Annotated in this window: 17 protein-coding genes and 2 pseudogenes; 12 read left to right on the plus strand and 7 right to left on the minus strand. The window is 69.4% G+C overall.

Translation table 11 applies throughout. The features are described from left to right. Positions 1-293: 293 nt before the first annotated feature. Entirely contained in the window at positions 294-1,247 is a 954-nt protein-coding gene (locus ACTWQR_RS51185; RefSeq protein ID WP_443234218.1) for an NAD(P)/FAD-dependent oxidoreductase, read from the minus strand. An 84-nt stretch (positions 1,248-1,331) separates the two neighbouring features. On the opposite strand from ACTWQR_RS51185, the gene ACTWQR_RS51190 reads away from it, so the two are divergent. From ACTWQR_RS51190 to ACTWQR_RS51215, 6 genes and pseudogenes are all read left to right on the plus strand, one after another. Beyond that, positions 1,332-1,946: a helix-turn-helix domain-containing protein gene (locus ACTWQR_RS51190; protein ID WP_443234219.1), complete on the plus strand. Its 615-nt coding sequence runs from the start codon at positions 1,332-1,334 to the stop codon at positions 1,944-1,946. 148 nt (positions 1,947-2,094) lie between these two features. Further along, complete coding sequence (locus ACTWQR_RS51195) at positions 2,095-3,060, plus strand: alpha/beta hydrolase (RefSeq protein ID WP_443234220.1); 966 nt, start codon at positions 2,095-2,097, stop codon at positions 3,058-3,060. Positions 3,061-3,625: 565 nt separating this feature from the next. Further along, positions 3,626-3,904, plus strand: a pseudogene (locus ACTWQR_RS51200) (hypothetical protein); the annotation flags it as partial. 274 nt (positions 3,905-4,178) lie between these two features. After that, positions 4,179-4,796, plus strand: a complete 618-nt coding sequence (locus tag ACTWQR_RS51205) for a hypothetical protein (RefSeq protein ID WP_443234221.1) — start codon at positions 4,179-4,181, stop codon at positions 4,794-4,796. A gap of 58 nt (positions 4,797-4,854) precedes the next feature. Next, positions 4,855-5,277 (plus strand): hypothetical protein, encoded by a 423-nt coding sequence (locus tag ACTWQR_RS51210; RefSeq protein ID WP_443234222.1) that lies wholly within the window; start codon positions 4,855-4,857, stop codon positions 5,275-5,277. A gap of 30 nt (positions 5,278-5,307) precedes the next feature. Then, entirely contained in the window at positions 5,308-5,481 is a 174-nt protein-coding gene (locus tag ACTWQR_RS51215; RefSeq protein ID WP_443234223.1) for an HNH endonuclease, read from the plus strand. An 85-nt stretch (positions 5,482-5,566) separates the two neighbouring features. On the opposite strand, the gene ACTWQR_RS51220 is transcribed toward ACTWQR_RS51215, so the two are convergent. Continuing rightward, positions 5,567-6,037, minus strand: a complete 471-nt coding sequence (locus ACTWQR_RS51220) for a hypothetical protein (protein WP_443234224.1) — start codon at positions 6,035-6,037, stop codon at positions 5,567-5,569. A gap of 650 nt (positions 6,038-6,687) precedes the next feature. Between ACTWQR_RS51220 and ACTWQR_RS51225 the strand changes: the two genes are divergently transcribed. From ACTWQR_RS51225 to ACTWQR_RS51235, 3 genes are read left to right on the plus strand one after another with little or no spacing between them, the layout of a single operon-like run. After that, positions 6,688-7,134 carry a hypothetical protein gene (locus tag ACTWQR_RS51225; RefSeq protein WP_443234225.1) on the plus strand — a complete coding sequence of 149 codons (447 nt, stop codon included), beginning with the start codon at positions 6,688-6,690 and terminating at the stop codon, positions 7,132-7,134. A gap of 53 nt (positions 7,135-7,187) precedes the next feature. After that, positions 7,188-8,117 carry a transposase family protein gene (locus ACTWQR_RS51230; protein WP_443234226.1) on the plus strand — a complete coding sequence of 310 codons (930 nt, stop codon included), beginning with the start codon at positions 7,188-7,190 and terminating at the stop codon, positions 8,115-8,117. A 36-nt stretch (positions 8,118-8,153) separates the two neighbouring features. Beyond that, a complete protein-coding gene (locus ACTWQR_RS51235; RefSeq protein WP_443234227.1) occupies positions 8,154-10,100 on the plus strand; it encodes an IS4 family transposase in 1,947 nt (648 codons plus the stop codon). Here the strand turns inward: ACTWQR_RS51235 and ACTWQR_RS51240 are convergent. From ACTWQR_RS51240 to ACTWQR_RS51250, 3 genes are all read right to left on the minus strand, one after another. Then, complete coding sequence (locus tag ACTWQR_RS51240; protein ID WP_443234228.1) at positions 10,093-10,896, minus strand: transposase family protein; 804 nt, start codon at positions 10,894-10,896, stop codon at positions 10,093-10,095. The genes ACTWQR_RS51235 and ACTWQR_RS51240 overlap by 8 nt on opposite strands. Positions 10,897-11,028: 132 nt before the next feature. Then, positions 11,029-11,547 (minus strand): hypothetical protein, encoded by a 519-nt coding sequence (locus tag ACTWQR_RS51245; RefSeq protein ID WP_443234229.1) that lies wholly within the window; start codon positions 11,545-11,547, stop codon positions 11,029-11,031. A gap of 256 nt (positions 11,548-11,803) precedes the next feature. After that, on the minus strand, positions 11,804-12,772 hold the full coding sequence (locus ACTWQR_RS51250) for a hypothetical protein (RefSeq protein WP_443234230.1): 969 nt from the start codon (positions 12,770-12,772) through the stop codon (positions 11,804-11,806). Positions 12,773-13,288: 516 nt separating this feature from the next. On the opposite strand from ACTWQR_RS51250, the pseudogene ACTWQR_RS51255 reads away from it, so the two are divergent. Then, positions 13,289-13,818, plus strand: a pseudogene (locus ACTWQR_RS51255) (transposase); the annotation flags it as partial. Positions 13,819-13,912: 94 nt separating this feature from the next. On the opposite strand, the gene ACTWQR_RS51260 reads toward ACTWQR_RS51255, so the two are convergent. Next, on the minus strand, positions 13,913-14,098 hold the full coding sequence (locus ACTWQR_RS51260) for a hypothetical protein (RefSeq protein WP_443234243.1): 186 nt from the start codon (positions 14,096-14,098) through the stop codon (positions 13,913-13,915). Between the two features lie 228 nt (positions 14,099-14,326). Between ACTWQR_RS51260 and ACTWQR_RS51265 the strand changes: the two genes are divergently transcribed. Beyond that, complete coding sequence (locus ACTWQR_RS51265; protein ID WP_443234231.1) at positions 14,327-14,995, plus strand: MFS transporter; 669 nt, start codon at positions 14,327-14,329, stop codon at positions 14,993-14,995. A gap of 459 nt (positions 14,996-15,454) precedes the next feature. Here the strand turns inward: ACTWQR_RS51265 and ACTWQR_RS51270 are convergent, their stop codons facing one another. After that, positions 15,455-16,165 (minus strand): DUF2637 domain-containing protein, encoded by a 711-nt coding sequence (locus tag ACTWQR_RS51270; protein ID WP_443234232.1) that lies wholly within the window; start codon positions 16,163-16,165, stop codon positions 15,455-15,457. Positions 16,166-16,251: 86 nt separating this feature from the next. Between ACTWQR_RS51270 and ACTWQR_RS51275 the strand changes: the two genes are divergently transcribed. Then, positions 16,252-16,725, plus strand: coding sequence for a DJ-1/PfpI family protein (locus tag ACTWQR_RS51275; RefSeq protein ID WP_443234233.1), 474 nt, complete (start codon positions 16,252-16,254; stop codon positions 16,723-16,725). The last annotated feature ends 881 nt before the right edge of the window (positions 16,726-17,606 follow it).

Genomic DNA, 17,606 nt, shown 5'->3' on the forward strand with positions numbered 1-17,606 from the left:
GGGCGGACACGGACGGCGAGCAGTCATCTTCAGCCCCCGGCAAGGCAGTTGGCTCCTGCTACCGGCCTACGACCAGACCGACCCGTCGTCAATCCCCACCACCGCCGGATTTAACGAACTACCGGTAAGCGGCCGTGGACCACCACTGTCTGCGGCACCCGCTCAAAGCGGCACTTGCTCGTGCTCGGCTGCGGCGGTCGGCACACTGCGTCGCCCGGCCAAATCCTCGGGTTGCCAACACTCGGGAACCGACGACGAAGATGCCACTTCTCCTGCCGGCATCGGGCCGGCCGTCAAGTCGCGATGGCTCGCCGGGTGTCTTCGGCGATGAGGTCGAGGTTCAGTCCGGCCGCTGCCTTCAGTCCGGCGGCCGCAGAGCCGATCACCGTCTCGGTGACGCTGGTGACATTGCCCGCCGCGAACACTCCGGCCACGTTGGTCGCACCTTGCGCGTTCGCGGCCACGTAACTGCCGGCGACCTGCCCGAACATCTCCCAGTCCGTGATTTCCAGGCCCAGCCCGGCCAGCCCTGTGACGCGGGCGGTGAAGCGGGGCGCGACCACGAGATGCGTGAGGTCCACGCGCCTGCCGCCGGTGAGCAGTGCCGCCGCCAGCCGGTCGTCCACGACGTCCAGGGCTGCCACCTTCCCTTCCACTACGTCCACCGAGCGGGCGTTCAGGCGTGCCCGTGCCGTGTCGTCGAGGAGCGGCCCCGTGTGCATGAGCAGGGTGATCTTGTCGCTCCACTGGGTCCAGAGCAGCGCCTGTTCCACTCCCGCCGCGGTCGTGGCCAGGACGCCGATGGGCTGATCCCGCACTTCCCATCCGTGGCAGTACGGGCAGTGCAGTACTTCGCGTGTCCAGCGCTCGGCCACGCCGGGCACGTCGGGAAGTTCGTCCACCAGTCCGGTGGCCAGGAGCAGCCGACGCGCTCGTACGGTGGCGCCGTTGTCGAGTTCAAGGCCGAAGTGGGCATCCGTCTCACGCGCCGCGGCGACCACTGAGGCCGTGACGCACTCGACTCCGAAGCGGTGGATCTCGCGCCGTGCGAGGTCAAGGAAATCGGCTGGGGCGATGCCCTCATGCCCCAGGTAGTTGTGGATGGACCGTGCGGGTGCGTTGCGCTGCTGTCCGGCGTCGACGACCAGCACGGAGCGGCGGGCTCGCCCGAGGGTGAGCGCCGCGTTGAGACCGGCCGCGCCGGCGCCGATGACGACGGCGTCGTAGAGGGGCTGTTCGTTCGTCATGGTGATTCCCTTCCGTCGCCGGTGATCTTGCGACCGGCCGCCCTGCCAGTCCAAGGCCGCTTGCCGACCCGGCAAGATGCGCGTGTGAACCACGATGAGGTAGACGGTGTCCTGCGTTCGGTCGGCGGGCGTCTGCGGGCCCTTCGGCAGGAGCGCCACGCCACCCTGGACGACATCAGCGCCATCAGCGGCATCTCCCCGAGCACGCTGTCCAGGCTGGAGTCCGGGAAGCGCAAATACACCCTTGATCTGCTGCTTCCCCTGGCGGCCGCGTACAACGTGCCGCTGGACGAGCTGGTGGGCGCCCCGCAGACGGGCGACCCCCGTATCCACCTGCGCCCGGTCGCCGTACCCCAGCAGGGCCGCACGGTGATCCCTTTGGTGCGCCACTACGGCGGGCCGCATGCCCACAAGCACGTCCTGCCGATGGGACCGGCAGCCGCGGAGGCACCCGCGTTGAACACTCACCAGGGTTTCAACTGGATCTACGTCCTGTTCGGACGGCTGCGCATCACGGCAGGCGGGGCGGAACTCGTCGTCCAGGCAGGGGAGGCAGCCGAATTCGACACGCGACTACCGCATGCCTTCAGCAACGCGGGCGATCAACCCGTCGAATTCCTCAGCCTCTTCGGCGCCCAGGGCGAGCGCATGCGCCTCAAGACATGGGACGAGGCCGGCGGAGCCGCCGGGATCAGCTGAAAGTGGGCCGGGACTCGGCGGTCGTTCGCCGGTGGGTACGGCCGACCGGCACCCGCTTGCCAAGGTGGCAAGCGGGCTTCGTGCTCCGTCCGCGCACGGCACATGATCGCCGTTCCCGGCCCACCTCCACAGAATCCAGGAACCACCCATGTCTGCCGTAGTGCCGCCCATCGACCCCGAAATCGCAGCAGCAGTCGACCTCGACAGCCTGCGCATCGACCTGACACACGAGTTCATCAAGGAGCGGCGTGCCGCCGCCGCTGCGTTCCCGACCCTTGACGACCTGCGCGGGAGCGGCGCTTTCACCATCGAGGAGCACGTGGCCTCCACGGCGGAGGGCACGGCCGACGTGTCCTTGCTGGTGTGCCGGCCTGCGGGGGCCGTCGGTCGCCTGCCTGTGCTGTACTACCTGCACGGCGGCGGCATGGTGATGGGTCACGCACGGCAGAACCTGGACTACGTCCTGCAGTTGGCCAAGGAGGTAAGCGCCGCCGTGGTCTCCGTCGAGTACCGACTGGCTCCCGAGCATCCTCATCCGGCCGCGCTGGAGGACTGCCTGACGGCTCTGACGTGGGTCACGGCCAATGCCCTGGACCTCGGCGTCGACCCGGAGCGGATCGTCCTCCTCGGGCTGAGCGGTGGCGGCGCATTGGCGGGCGGCCTGTCCCTGCGTCTGCGTGATCGCCTGGACCCGCGGCCGCTGGGGCAGATGCTGGTCTGCCCCATGCTCGACGACCGCAACAACACCCCGTCGGCGGCCCAACTGGCCCACCTGGGGGGCTGGAACCCGGCGACGAACGCGGCCGCCTGGAACCACGTCCTCGGCGACCGCTGCGGCACACCGGCCGTGCCCTCCTACGCCGCTCCTGCCCGGGCCGAGGATGTGTCCGGGCTGCCACCGACCTATCTCGAGGTCGGCGCCGTCGAGATGCTCCGCGACGAGGTGGTCACCTTCGCCACCCGGATCTGGGAGGCCGGCGGTGACGCCGAACTCCACGTGTTTCCCGGCGGCTTCCACGGTTTCGACTTCTTCGTCCCCACCGCCAACCTGTCCCGCGACGCGCGCGCCGCCCGGCTCAACTGGCTGCGGCGTACGCTGGCGACGCCGCGGTAGGGCACTGCGGACAGCCCCGAGTCGCCTCGCCGCATGCTCGCTTGCCTCCATACCGGGCCGACTTTCGGCGGCCACGGTGAAGTGCACCAGCCTGGTGAGCACGCCCGAGCACAGGATGACTTCCTCATGGCCTGTCAGCTCGGTTCGTATCTCCCCACGCCCCTGCCTGCCTGGCCGGTCGGGCAGTTCGCGCCCATTTTTCAGGATGCGCCCGACGCGCAGAGGGACTTCGGACCGTGTCGGACCTGAGGCACAGACTCTGATTCCGGCGAGGCGTCCCGGACCCGGTGCGCCTTCGCCACATGACAATCCCCTGGCTGAGAAAGCCAAGCATGCGCATCAGACAAGCAAGTTTCTGGCAACGGGTGTCGCCATGGTGGCCCTGGCCACCCCGGCTCACGCGACATCGGCCCTTCCCGCGCCGAACGTCGATGCCATCCGTGCCGTCCAGGAGCAGGCAGTGGCCCAGGGCGCGCCAGGCGGGGGCCGCGTCGGGACCGCCTCCGTCGTCGGGGCGCCGAACGCCACCACGCCACACGGCTGGCGCTCTTCGGCGGCGACGTCGATGAAGGCTGAAGCTCTTCGCCGCAAGCGCCCTCAGCCACCTCGGCAGCAATGTCGGCTACGTAGCGATCCCGCTGCTCGCCGTTACCACTCTCGGTGCGGGCCCCGGCCAGGCCGGTGCGCTGGCCGCGCTGTCCACCGCCGCCTTCCTCCTCAGGCGAGTGCGCATGTGACGCACGCGCAGGTGATCGAGGTGCCGGTGGCCAACCGGCTGACCGCGCCCGCCCCATTGGTGCGGGTCGGGGACTGGGCCCGCAGCTGGGCGGTGGAGGAGGTCTTCGGGATCGAGGCGGACCTCCTCAACGATGACCGCCTCGCCCGGGCCCTGGACGCGATCGCCCCGCATCTGGAACGGATCGCGGGCACGGTCGGGGCGCGGGCGATTGGCGAGTTCGGGATCGATGTGGCCCGTGTGCACTGGGACATGACGAGCATGTCGGTGCACGGGGACTACCCGGCCGAGGGCCAGGACGGACGAGGACTTCCCCGTCATCGGCTACGGACACCCCAAGGACCGGCGCACGGACCTGAAACACGTCCAGGCCGGACTCGCGGTGACAGCCGACGGCGGTACCCCCCTGCACGCGCGCGTCTTCGGCGGACCGGCGGCCGAGGTCAGCCAGGTCGTCGGCGCGATGAAAGACCTGCGCACGATGGCCGGCACCCGCGACTTCCTCATGGTCGCCGACTCCAAACTGGTGTCCTACGACAACGTCACCGCCCTGCTGGCCGCCGGGGTTCAGTTCGTCGCCCCGGCACCGGCCGCGCAGGTCAAGGACGAGGTCTACGCCGCCCTGGACCCGGCCCGGGCAGACATCGTGGACTGGGTGCCGCAGCGGGACGCGGACAGACCTGCCGCGCGGCGGGAGTCCTACCGGGTCCTGGAGGACACCCACACCTTGTCCGGGCGCCGTAAGAGTGATCCGGCCCTGACCGTGCGCCGGATCCTGGTCCACTCCACCGCCGTGGCGGCCGGTCAGCAGGCGGCCCGGGACAAGCGCCTGACCAAGGCCGGCGAGGACCTCGACAAGCTCGCTTCCGCAGCGGGCGGGCGGCACTACAAGACCCGGGTGAAGATCGTTGCCCCGTCGGTGTCATCACCGCCAAGCGCCGCGTCTCCTCCTGCCTGCGCTGGAGCATCACCGAGAACGAGCAGGGCACACCCACCCTGACCTGGTCCTGGGCCAAGACGTCCTGGACGGCGAAGCCGCGGTCGACGGCTGGTACGCGTTGCTGACCAGCATCCCGGCCAATCAGGCCGACCCGGCCCAGGTCCTGATCCACTACAAGGGCCAGGGCACGGTCGAGCGCCGCTACCACGACGTCAAAGGGCCGCTCGCGATCGCACCAATCTTCGTCCAACACAACCGACGTGTCGCCGCTCTGATCCAGGTCATCTGCCTGGCCCTGCTGGTGTTCTGCCTGATCGAGCGGCAGGTCAGACGCGCCCTCGGCCCCAAGCAGACCATGGCCGGCCTCTACCCCGACAACCGCCGCATCCGCCCGACCGGCCGCATGATCGTCTACCACCTCGGCGAACTCACGCTGCGGATCGGCAACATCACCGACCCGCCCACCGTCCAGATCACCCGCGGAGTGCAACTCCACCTCCTCGACACCGACATCGGAACAACCCGCTGGCCACACACCTGAAACGGTGACCCGCGAAGTCCGGGCCTAGAAGTGGACCACATCGACGATCACGCGACCGGTGGACGTGACCACCCCAGCGCCGTGATCGCCCTCTGCCCCAACTGCCACGCAAACAAGACGTACGGCGCAGACAGGGAGACGCTCACCGAGATCCTTCGTACCGAGGCATCCCGTCTGCACGCCGAGATGGAGCAGCGCCCGTAGCGAACCCAGACATTCGATGGGTCCGGGTACGGGGCGCGGGACCTGTGGCTCCGTGCCCCGAGATCGGGGTGCCACCGTGGTGAGGTCACCACCACGACGTGCACTTCGTCTGCCCGGCGTTCTTGAGGTAGCCGCAGGCCCGGAACCGGTAGCTGGACGAACTGCTTGTCGTCTTCGCGGCGCTGGTCTTCGAGGTGCCCGCGCCGCGGTTGACGGCGAACGGTCCGCACTGGAGCCACGTCGAGCCGTTGTTCGTCGTCCAGTCCATCCACACCAGGTCCCCGTTGACGGTGGTACCGCTGATCTTGGCCCAGCCTCGATCGAGTCCACGGATGTTGCCGCGATGGAGGGTGACGGCACGGCCGGCACCCATGTCGACTGACCGGACAACACTCCCGGACGCGTCGTCGGAGATGTCGATGAACCCGTTGGCGCCGCCCTCGCAGTCGGCGGCTGTGGCGTGTGCAGAGGTAGCCGGTCCGGCGATTGACAGACCGAACCCGAGTGAGAGCGCAGCGGCGGTTGCCGCCAGGCCGCGCCGTACACGGTTTTCCATGGATGTTCCCCCTTCGTGGGCGTACCCGCTGTTCAGCGGGTTGGCAGGGTTCGTACAGGCCCCTGGCAGAGCAGGGCTCCGCTGACCGCCCGGGTACGAACAGCAGGACGGGCCGGGGCCATTTCCGATGCGCAGGCTTCGGGCCGGTGCCTCCCTTCGTGGGCGCCGCTGTCCACACGGTGTGGCGTGAATGTGGGCAGGAACCTTGCGAAAACCTTGCTTCACTGGTCAGCGCGGGTTGGGTTGCGATGTCGGCGGGGCGGTGACAGCCCGGTGCGCGGATTGTGCAGAGCGACTGCGGGGGATGTGCATGACAGAGTTTCTGCTGCTGGGCACGGTCGAGTTACGGGGCCCGGATGGCGCGGCCGTGGATGCGGGGCTGCCAGGCCGGCCGCCTGTACTTCACTGCCTGACCCTATTGAGCCCGGGAGAGCCAATGAGCGGTGTGCATCGTGAAGTCGCAGGTCACAGGTCTGGTGTGAATGGTGAGTTGGATACTCGTGCCGGTCGGCGGCCGATGACCATGGCGGAGATCATCGGGCGGGTTCGGCTCCGGCGGGATGCCGGGTTCGGCTGCGCCTACGGCCGGCCCCCGCCTACGATCCGTCAGCAGGTCGACACGCCGTGAGAACGCGGGAGGGCGCGGGGGGATGCAGGAGCGGCAGTGGATCACGGCACGTCGGAGTGAACTGGACGCTCTCGCCGAGGAGTTGGCCAAGCAGCTTCAGGAGGTCCAGGCCGAGCGGGATGAACTGGCGATCGCGGAGCGAGTGTTGAACCGCCTGGCCGAACAGGCCCGGGCCGACGCCGGGGCTGTCGCTCCGGTATCGGCGAAGGTGGCCGGGCGGGCAGTCCTGCTCATCCCGCACCGCAGCGACGCTGCCGACGAGGGCGCGCTGCCCGGCGACTACCGCAAGATCCTGGCGATCGTGGGGGAGGCCGACGGTCCGGTGCAGGTCCGGGCGGTCGGCGAGCGGCTGGGCCTGGACGCCTCGGCGCGCGGCAAGCTGGAACCTTTGCGGGCGAAGATGACCAAGCTCGCCGACCGCGGCTGGCTGCACAAACGCCCTGACGGGCAGTTCACGGCACGTCCGTAACTGTGCGGTGCGGGGGCGTAACTGACGGTCCCCCGACGGCAGTTGAGTTTGGTGTGACGAAAAACAACAGTTCCGTCGAGGGCCCTGACGGCCTCGTCTACACCGCCCGCCTGCCGCTGTCGAGCGCCACCCTGAACTGGCTCGCCGACCTGATACGCGGCCACCTCAAGAAGATCGGCTCCAGGTGGCGCGCCCTGCCCGCGGGGAAGATCGCCACCATCGTGCTCGCGGTGCTGCGCTGTGACCAGCGGCCCGGCGACCTGGCCGGCGGCAACGGAGTACACCGCACCACCGTTACCCGGTGGGTCCGCGAGGTCATCGGCTTGCTCGCCGCCCGCGCCCCACGCCTGGACCGGGCCCTGAAGAAGATCGCCCGAATGGGTGGCGGCATCGTACTGCTGGACGGATCGGTGGTCCGCACCCGGCGCAGAACCGGGAAGGAGAACCGGAAGAACTACTCCGGCAAGAACAAATGCCACGGCCTGCTCGTGATCGCCCTCACCGACGACCGGGGCCGGCTGCTGTGGATCTCGGCGGCCCGCCCCGGGCGCACCTCGGAGATCACCGCTTGCCGGCACGACAAGCTCACCCAGAAACTGCGGGAAGTCGGGCTCGGCGCCATCGCCGACCTGGGATTCGTCGGCCTCGACGACGGCGGCCCCGACGCCGACCCGGCGGTGATCACCGGCTACAGGGCCGCCCGGAACCGGCCTCTGACGCGAGGCCAGAAGCTGTCCAACAAGGCACTGGCGGCCGTCCGGGCGCCGGTCGAGCACGGCTTTGCCCACCTCAAGAACTGGCGCGTCCTCGGCAAGGTGCGCACCGACCCCGCCTGGGCGACCGCCCTGGTCAGGACCTTGCTGGTCCTCACGAACCGCGAAGCAATGCCGGAAAGTTATGTGAAGTTGCGGCTTGTCAAGCACCCGGCGGCGGTGTGTCGAGGTGGCGGGTCGGGAGAACAGAACGGGACCCCTGGAAGTTGAGTCGTCGACCAAGACAGACCAACACCGGAGGTCCCGTTGACGGACCAGTGTGGCACGACGACGCTGACTCAGACCTTCACAACGGCCTGCGGAGTGTTCGCTCCGGGGCATCTCGGCGCCCTGACCCGATATCTCCCCTTCGAATTGGTCGACGATGTCCTTGACCAGCCGGGCCGCCGGGGGCGGACGCGTACGGTGCCGGCCCGGGTGGCGGTGTACTTCGTGCTGGCGCTGGCCCTGTTCCCAGGCGCTTCCTACGGCCGGGTGTGGGACACCCTGGCCGGAGCGTTGCGGCAGGCGGGGCACCTCGTGGCGTCGGTGACCGCGGCAGGTCTGGCCTGTGTGCGTCGGCGGGTGGGACCGGACCCGCTACGGGAGTTGTTCGAGGTTGTGGCAGGTCCGCTGGGCCGTCCGTGCACGAGGGGTGTGTCCTGGCGGGGTCTGCGCACGGTCGCGTTCGACGGCTGCCGGTCCACCCGGGTCCCCGAGACCGGCGACAACGTGGCCTGGCTGGGCAGGTACAAGGTCGCCGCCGGGGTGGCCGCCTACCCGCTGCTGGCGGTGATGGCCCTGGCGGAGACCGGGACGCGGGCCCTGCTCGGCGCGGTCGTCGGCCCGTATCGCGGTGAGGTGGAGGCTGCCCTGCACCTGGTTGGCCATCTGCGGCAGGACATGGTGGTGCTCGCCGACCGCGGCTTCGACGCGAACGCCTTCATCCGCGCCGTGCACGCCTCACGGGCTGCGCTGCTGCTGCGGATCTGCTCCTCGCGCAGGCCCGCCGTGCTGCAGGTCCTGGCCGACGGTTCCTTCCTGTCGGTCATCGCAGGGGTTCCGGTCCGTGTCATCGCCGCGACCGTCACCGTCACCTGCGCGGACGGCAGCACCCATCAGGGCGCGTACCGGCTGGTGACCACGCTGACCGATGCGCGCCGCCACCCGGCCGAAGACCTGCTGGCCCTCTACCACCAGCGGTGGGAGATCGAGGTGACGTTCCTGGCGCTCCGTCACACCATGCTCAGGGGCCGCGTACTGCGCTCGGGTGACCCTCAGGGCCTGCGCCAGGAGATGTGGGCACTGCTGACGGTCCACCAGCTTTTGCGGATGGCGATGCTGGACGCCACCGATGCCGTGCCCGGATGCGATCCGGACCGGGCCTGCTTCACCGCGGCCTTGGTCGCCGCCCGCGACAGCGTCCCCCGTGGCGCCGCCATCGTGCCCGACGCCGGCAGCGAGCTGACCGGCCCGATCACCGAGGCAGTAACCGGCGCCCTGCTGCCACCGCGCCGACCACGGATCAGCGCGCGCACCGTCAAGGGCGTCTCCGCTCGTTACGGACACCGCCGGTCCGACGAGGACCGCCCGGCCGTCAGCACCCCGGTCACCGCCCTCGACATCATCGTCCACTTCCCTCAGCAGGACACTCCCGTCCCCGCACCGACAGCAGCTCCGCCCGGCCGGAATCCGGCCCCGCAGCAGGACCCGCCCGTGACGGCCCAGACCCTGCTGCCGCCCGCGGTCCCGATGCACACCAGCAGGCTCGAGGATGTGCTCGCCGCGATGGGCACCGCTCCGGAGCGTGAGTGGCGGGCCATCGAACTGGCCACCCTGCTACGGCTGGACCGCGGCGACCTGACCGGCGAGCTGATCCGGTGGTCCAGGCGCCAGATCCTCATCAAGACCGGACCGGCCACCTTCAAGATCCCGGACGGACCACCGCAGCCGTCCAAGCTCGCCGTCCACCCTGAAGACGTCCTCGCGGTCATGGCCACCGATCCTCACCGCACCTGGCACGCCCGTGAGATCACCGCTGCGCTGAACACCGTCAAACACAGCACCCTCGCACAACACCTCAGCGCCTGGGCACGCAAGAACCTGCTGGTCAAAACCGCACCCGCAACCTACCGACTACCCGAACAGCCAGTGCCGGCCACCCCCACGAGGCCGCTCGCCGCCACGAACACGCCGACCCGCAGAGCTACTTGACAAACCAGAACGAATCATAACTTTCCGGCATTGCCTCGGTGTTCGCCAGGACGAGGAGGGCTCGCAGGAGGGTGGTCGCGTGACGGGTGTTCATGCGGACCTTGGTGAGGCAGCGCCACGATTTCAGGTTCGCGAAGCCGTGCTCGACGGCGGCGCGTTCGCGGTTGAGCAGGCGGTTCGCTTCTCTCTCCCCGTCGGTGAGCTGGTGGTTCCGGGTGGCCTTGCGGCCGGTGATGATCAACGGGTTGTCATCGGGGTCGTCGTCCAGGCCGACGAATCCGAGATCGGCCAGGGCTCCGAGGCCGGCCTCGCGCAGGTGTCCGGTGATCTTGTTGTGGCGGGCGGTGGTGATCTCGCTGGACCGGCCCGGCTTCGCCGTCGAGATCCAGATCAAGTTGCCTTGCTCGTCGGTCAGCGCGAGAAACAGCAGGCCATGGGACTTGTGTTTGCCGCTGCAGTTCTTCCGGTTGTCCTTCCCGGTGCGGCGCCGAGTGCGGATGAGGGTGCCGTCCAGCAGGACCACGATCCCGCCGGCACGGGCGATCTTCTTCAGTGCGCGGTCCAGGCGCGGTGCACGGGCGGACAGCAGCCGGATCACTTCCATCACCCAGCGGCGCACGGTGGAGGCGGAGACCGCGTTACCGCCGGCCGTGTCGGCAAGACGCTGGTCGTGACGGAGCACGGCGAGCACGACGACCGCCTGGGTCCCGGAACTGACCTTGCGCCAGCGGGTGTTCAGCTGATTGCGTTCCTGGCGTATCAGGCCGCCGACGAGATCGAGGGTCCGCTTCGACACCGGAAGCCGAACCTGGTAGACAGCATGCTGAGCGCCCTCGGCGGGCTGGTTTTTCGTCACAGATTCACCAACACCCGCCGGGGGCCCTCGCGTTACGGCGGGAATCGGCCGGTCCCCCGTCGTCCCTGCCGCTCAGCGCGGCAGATAGCGGCCGGCTCCGGTCCGCGAGATCCGGCCCCGGCCAGCAAGTTTGCGCAGCTGGCCCCGGACCGGCTCGGCCTTGCCCGGCGTGAGCTCCCGGCCCAGCATCCTTGCGACGTCCTTGGCCATCACCGGACCGTCCGCCCCGGTCACGATCTCCATGATCCTCCGGTACACCGAGGTCAGGGACTCCATCCCCATCCCCTCGGACCGGTCCGGCACCAGACGCATCCCGCCCGCACCCGCACCCGGCCCCGCCACGACACGCTCCGGCTCCGGCTCCGGCTCCGGCTCCGGCTCCGGCTCCGGCTCCGGCTCCGGCTCCGGCTCCACGATGCCCGACGACCGGCGTCCACCATCGGTCGCCTCGGCCCACTGCCCGAACACCACTTCGGCTGCTTCCAGCCGGGCCAACTGCGACTCGATCCCGGACAGTTCCTTGCGGCGCAGCTCAGCCCGTCCTTCCAGCTCAAGCCGTTGCCGGACCGTCCATGTCAGCACATCCGTCATGCACATCCCTCCCACCAGGAGGCTATGCAGCGGCCCGCTGCCCCGGCCCCGAGAATCCCAGAGGCCGCCCGTGACGGACGATCACGTGCTAACGATCTCCCACCCGACCAGCACGAGAACCCCGCGGAGACCTCACACCAGCCCTGTTGACCAGCGGAAATCAGAATGGCGGATCTTCATTGCGATGATCGCATCGCTCCTGATCCCGATCTGCCAGGTGCCGGCCCCATGCACTCCTTTCGGGCCGGCCGTCGCCCTACGCCCTCTCCACTTGATAACCGTCCGCATACCTGATCAGCACGTTCGTCGGGTCGATGGCGTCCGGGGCAGGCCCCTTGTACCGCAGGACGACGGGCCGTTCGGTGAGGACGACCGCGTCCTCCAGGGGCCACCACCCGTCGGCCCGGTTCAGGGCGTCCTGTTCGGCGTCCAGGGCCGGTGACGCGGGCAGCCCGGCGGCGGACAGCATGTACCGCCAGTGGATCAGGTCCCCCGCGGACGACGACCAGGAGTGCATTCCGCCGCCGAACTCCTCCCAGAGGTAGATCTCCTCGCGGCTCGGCGGAGGCGGCGGGGTGATGACGTCCATGATCACCTCGGGCTGCACGATGTGCGTCGGGATCGGACCGCGGAGGTTCGCGATCATGTTCCGGTAGCCCATCGATCCGAGACTGCTCAGCACCTTGTTCGGCTTCATCGAGTGTCTGAGTACGTTCTCCATCTCCTCGTTCAGTTCATAGGCGCCGGACTCCCCGCTCTCCCACGTCAGTCCGAGGAAGTCCCTCAGGGGTGCGCCGAGAGCCTTGACCAGCGCCGTCTGCGCGTCGACCCGGGCGTCCCCGAACGGCCCGGCCAGCCGCCGCCTCGCGTGCCCGCCTCCCCCCGAGGGGAGTTGCTCGCGGAGCCGCCGCTCGGCCTGCTCGGCGAACTCCGGCACCAGCTGTATCGGCGGCCCCACGGCGGCATTCGTGAACAGCGTCCCGTCGAGCCGGTCCTCGAAGCCGCGGCGCAACACCCAGGAGGCCAGCGCGCCGCCCAGCGGGGAGTCCATCCAGACGACGGTCTCCGGCGCGGGCAGCCCATGGGCCCGATACCGGGCAGCGACGGCGGCCTCGGCGGCCGGCCGATCACAACGCTCGGTGGACAGTCCGGCCCGCAACCATCGCTCGCATTCGGCGGCGACACGCTCCTTGACGGCAGCGGTCATCAGTTCCTCGTAGCCCATGGGCCCATCCCCCGTATCCGTCCACCAGCCGATTCCGGTGTCATTCCACCAAGGCGCGCTTCCGACACTTCAGAGGGGACGGGGAGACGGGGGACGGCCCCGCGTTCGCCGCCGCGACGGGAGCGGCGCCCTCTGCCGACGGCACCCGGCAATCGGCAGATGCGGACTTGTACGTTACGAGCGATCCGCGACCGGCTGACGAGAAGACACCATGACGCACCTCCCGAGACCCTCGACCGAACCGATACTCGATGCGCTGCCGGGCCTCGCTCCCTTTGTGCGCGAGGCCGTTGTGCTCCACCCGGAGCGGGGAGAGCCGACCGCACGGGACAGCTCGATCGGCGGCCCGCTGCTCTGGCCCTGTGACGAACCATGGCCTGCGTGCTCGCTGCCCGACGAGACGGACCCCGTAGGACCGCCTGGCTGGCAAACCGGAACGTGCGCAACCCCGACTCGGTCGCCGCCACCGCACTGCACGCCTCGCGGGCCCAGAACACCACACTGCCGGGCCAGGACATCGTCGCCGCCCTGGAGACCCGTCGGACGTCGTGGACCGCGGTCTTGGACGCGATCCGGCTGGAGCCCGGCGCCGACGTCTCGGCGGTCACCACCGCCCAGATCCGTGAGGTCGTCGACCGCCTCGTTGCGGCGAATCAGTGGCAGGTGGGCGATCCGGGCATCCTCATCGTGGTCGACGCCGGTTACGACGCTCCGCGGCTGGCTCATCTCCTGGCCGGCCTGCCGATCGAGATGCTGGGCCGGATGCGCTCGGACCGGGTGATGCGCCGACCGACCCCGCCCCGCGTCTACGACCCCCAGGGCGGCCGCCCAAGCACGGCACCGAGTTCGTCTTCGGCAAGCCCGACACCTGGGGCACCGAGCAGGCCGTCACGGTCGCCGACACCCGCCTCTATGGGAAGGCGACCGTGCGGGCCTGGGACCGGCTCCACCCCCGACTGACTCACCGCTCGGCCTGGATCGTCCACGGCGCCGAACTGCCCATCATCGAGGGCACGGTCATCCGCTTGCAGGTCGCGCACCCACCGTACTGCGTGTCAGACGATCACTGTGTCGGACAGCCGCCCACGACCAGCACGAGCACACCGAGACCCGATCACACCAGCCCCGTGACCAGCGACTTCAGGATGAACAACCCTCAATGTGGCCCTCGGTGAAGCCCTCCGCGTACTCAGACCAGGTGGACAACTCCGTTTCCTGGAACACATCCGCGCCGATACCTCCGGCCTCTTCCGAGTTCAGCGCCTGCTGGACGCCACCGTCTGGCCGCTCCTCGTCGGCGGGTGTCACACCGGCCGCGACACTCAAGAAGCCATCACACGGGCGGGATTCACCATTGAGCACCTCGACCGCTTCCTCTTCCCTGAAGCGCGGACTCCTGTCTCCTTCCACATATTGGGAACAGCGTCCCGAGACCCGAGGTCGAAGTAGGCGGCGGGATCAAGTTCGTTGTCTCGACCCCCAGCACAAGACCGCTCGCTAGAGTGGGCTTCGTCACGTGCCAGCCCGGAGAAAGCGACACGCTGAGCTGCGCGAATGCGACACAGGCCGAATCGGCAGCCCGGCTGTAAAGCGACACCACCTGCGGGGGACACGGTCTCTGCGGAAACAAACCTCCTGCGTGAACTCGACTTCAACTCCACGGCGTTCGGCCTCGTCATGGGGGCCGCCACCCTGGGCAGCTGCGCCGGAGCCCTGTTCGCCCCGCGCATGACCCGGTGGTTCGGGCCCGGTCCGATGATGCTCACCGCGCTGATCCTGACCCCGATCACCCAGCTCCCGCTGCTGATCGCGTCTGAGGGGCGCTCCTGGCAGATCGCGATAGGCGCCGCGCTCGCCGTCCAGCTGCTGTGCGCGGCGGCGGTCGGCACCACTCAGCGGTCCATCCGGCAGATGATCACCGCGCCCCGTCTACAGGGACGCATGCAGGCGGTCAGCACCTGGCTCACGGGAGGCTCGCGGCCCTTGGCCGCGCCCATCGCCGGAGCCATCGGCACCCTGCACGGGGTCCGCAGCGCCCTGGTCGCCGGCACCGTTCTTCTGCTCGTTCCGGTCGTCGTCCTGGCCCTCTCCCCGGTGCGCTCGCTGCGGGCCCTCCCGGTGACGGCAACCGACGCCGACGGCGGCAGCCCTAGACCGGCAGACGTCCCGGCGCCGCCCGCCGACGCACTCGCCCCTCAGAAGAAGGAAGGAGGCAGGCCGTGACGGAGACCGCCAACCGACTGCACGACGGGAACAGCGAGACCGACGACGTAGTGCGCCCGCGACCTTGGGACCATCCCCGCGCGTGCGGGGAGCAGTCGTCATGTCCGGGGCTAGGCGGCGGCCGGTAGGGACCATCCCCGCGCGCGCGGGGATGGTCCCTCGCTGCCGCCCTCGGCTCGGACCGCCTTCATCTGCTCCCCGCGCACGCGAGTATGGTCCCCTGCGCGAGCCTTACCGAGGGCTCGAACCTGCGCAGTGCGGATCGCACAGAGCGGTGTGCTCACCTCACAGTGGGCGTGGCACAACCAGCCCTTGAGTGCGGCCCTGCCCAGGACTCGAACCCGAGGCCAAGCCGCTCCAGCAAGTCATACGTCGCCGCCGCAAGGTGAGCCCGCCAGGCGACAACAGCGCCGGGAAACGCAGCAGCCTCGCCTCGCAAGTCGCCACGATTGCCAGCGCTCAATCGGGAGGCCCGCCCTTCTGTCCGTCCACCCGATCGCGGAGCACCTCGGCATCGTCGCTGCCACTCCGGCTCCCCCGTACGAGTGCGGTCAACTGCCTCGATCGTCTCGCGCCGACGCGCAGCTCTTTCCGCAGGGTCTCTGCCGACGCGGGACGGTGATGCAGCTCCCGATGCCGGGCATCAAGCATCCGAGCCCGCCCCAGCAACGGATCCTCGCCCCGCTGCCGTCGCTTGCCCTTCGCACGTCTGCTGCCGTCTCCCTCCTGGGCCACCGTGTCATCCAGCCGGTCAACCGGCCGGTGCACCAGAAGCTCCACCGACAGCAGCAACGCGACCGGAGGCCACCCGGCGACGAGCACCGGCTTCCACTCCAGGGCGGGTGCCGCCGCGATGTTCGCAGCCAGAGAGACCGCGATCCCCAGCAGAAACGCCGACCACACGGCACCGCGCGCCCGGCGTGTGCCTGCCCCCGAGGGCTTCAGCAGACCGACCGTGGCCAGCAGCAGGAGCCCGTCCACGGACAGCGGCCACAACGAAGCACTGACCTCATCCGCCCCACCCTGCAGCGCGAACTCACGCTGGTGAACATACGAGGCATACGCGGCGACCCCGGCCACGACCAGAGCGCACAGAGACCGAATCCATGCGTCCAGGTTGGAGCCCCGGCCCTCGGCGGACCCCTGCATGCAGTCGGTGACATCGCTCATCGAACCCACCGCCCGGCACCGTGCCCCAGTGCACAACGCGTGCACACTTGCGCGGGAACTCCCGGGAACTCGCAGGTAGAAGCGGGATGCACCCTGACACGACGAAGGGCCCCGACCAGGCCATAAGACCAGGTCAGAACCCTGTCGGCAGACGAGTCGGGCTGTACGCCGGGTTCACCGCGCTCGACGCGGTCGGCCCGTACGAAGTGCTGAACCGGCTGCCGGGGGTGACGGTGACGACCGTAGCCGAGAGGGCCGGGCGGATACGCACCGACACCGGCGAGCTGGCCATGGTGGCGGAACGGTCCCTCGACAGCGTGACCAAGGCGGAGGTCCTGCTGGTGCCCGGTGGGGGCGAGCGCGGCACCACGACGACGACAGCCAACCGCGTCGTCCTCGACTGGATACGGCACATCCACCAGCGGTCGGTGTGGACCACCTCGGTGTGCACGGGGGCCCCTCGCAGTGCCCATCGGCATCGGTGCCGACGTACTCGTCCTCGGGGGCGGCGCGTGGTGGTTCAAGAGCCGACGCAGTGCCGGGTCCGCCTGACGCCGTGACGGCCCGTCGGCCACTGCTCCACGGAAGGGGCAGGCGCCGGGCTCCCGGCTGCGCGCACTGACGGTCATGCCGCCGACAGCGAGGAACTCGTCGCCGGGCTCCCAGAGGGCACCGAACGCCACTGGGCAGCACCGAAGATCCGGCAGGTCGTTGCCGCTCAGGTCCACGATCAGCACCGTCGGCATCAGCTTCGCCTGGCGCTTCTTCCGCTTCTCCCGGAGCACACCGGCGGCAACATCATGTGCCATCGCGATCACGTGAGGGCTGTTGTACGGCGCCGACATGCTTGTGCAGCCACGGTCGCGGCTGACCTGAATCGAAAGCCACGAAGAGGGAATACCGTCGTCGGGCAGTGCCGGGGACGCCTCCAGCCCCCAGGCCTAAACGAGACCGCCCTCACCCAGCACCGACCGGATGCCGACATCAACTACCGGCTACTGCAACCCTTGGCTGTGCGACCTGCGAGGAATCCCTCCAAACGGGTGGCGCTGGTCATCGGTGGCGCGGTGATCCGCTCCTGCTTGATCCCGTCATGGTCGAACAGTCGTCAGGGGTCCGGCGTATCCGCTGCGGGGCGCACGCGCATGTCTGGATCATGAAGGGTGTGGAGGACTGGTCCGACTGCTTCGACCCCGACGAACTGCGCATCCGCCTCGACGTGGTGCTGGAGGAGAACGCGGAGCTACGCGAGGAATCGCCCGACTGCGGGCCGGCGACGCACGCCTGCGCAGTCTTGTGGACCCGGGCGTCCACACCGGCGCTTCCACGAGGCCGTCCGTGCCCGAGCCCGTCCCGGTGTTGCCCGTCTGCAGGGCAGGCGGGCTGGCGCATGCGGATGCCTCCTCCATCGCCGAGTTCGGGAAGAGTTCGGCTGCTGGGA

This window comes from Streptomyces sp. 2A115, from assembly GCF_052245575.1.
Taxonomy (GTDB): domain Bacteria; phylum Actinomycetota; class Actinomycetes; order Streptomycetales; family Streptomycetaceae; genus Streptomyces.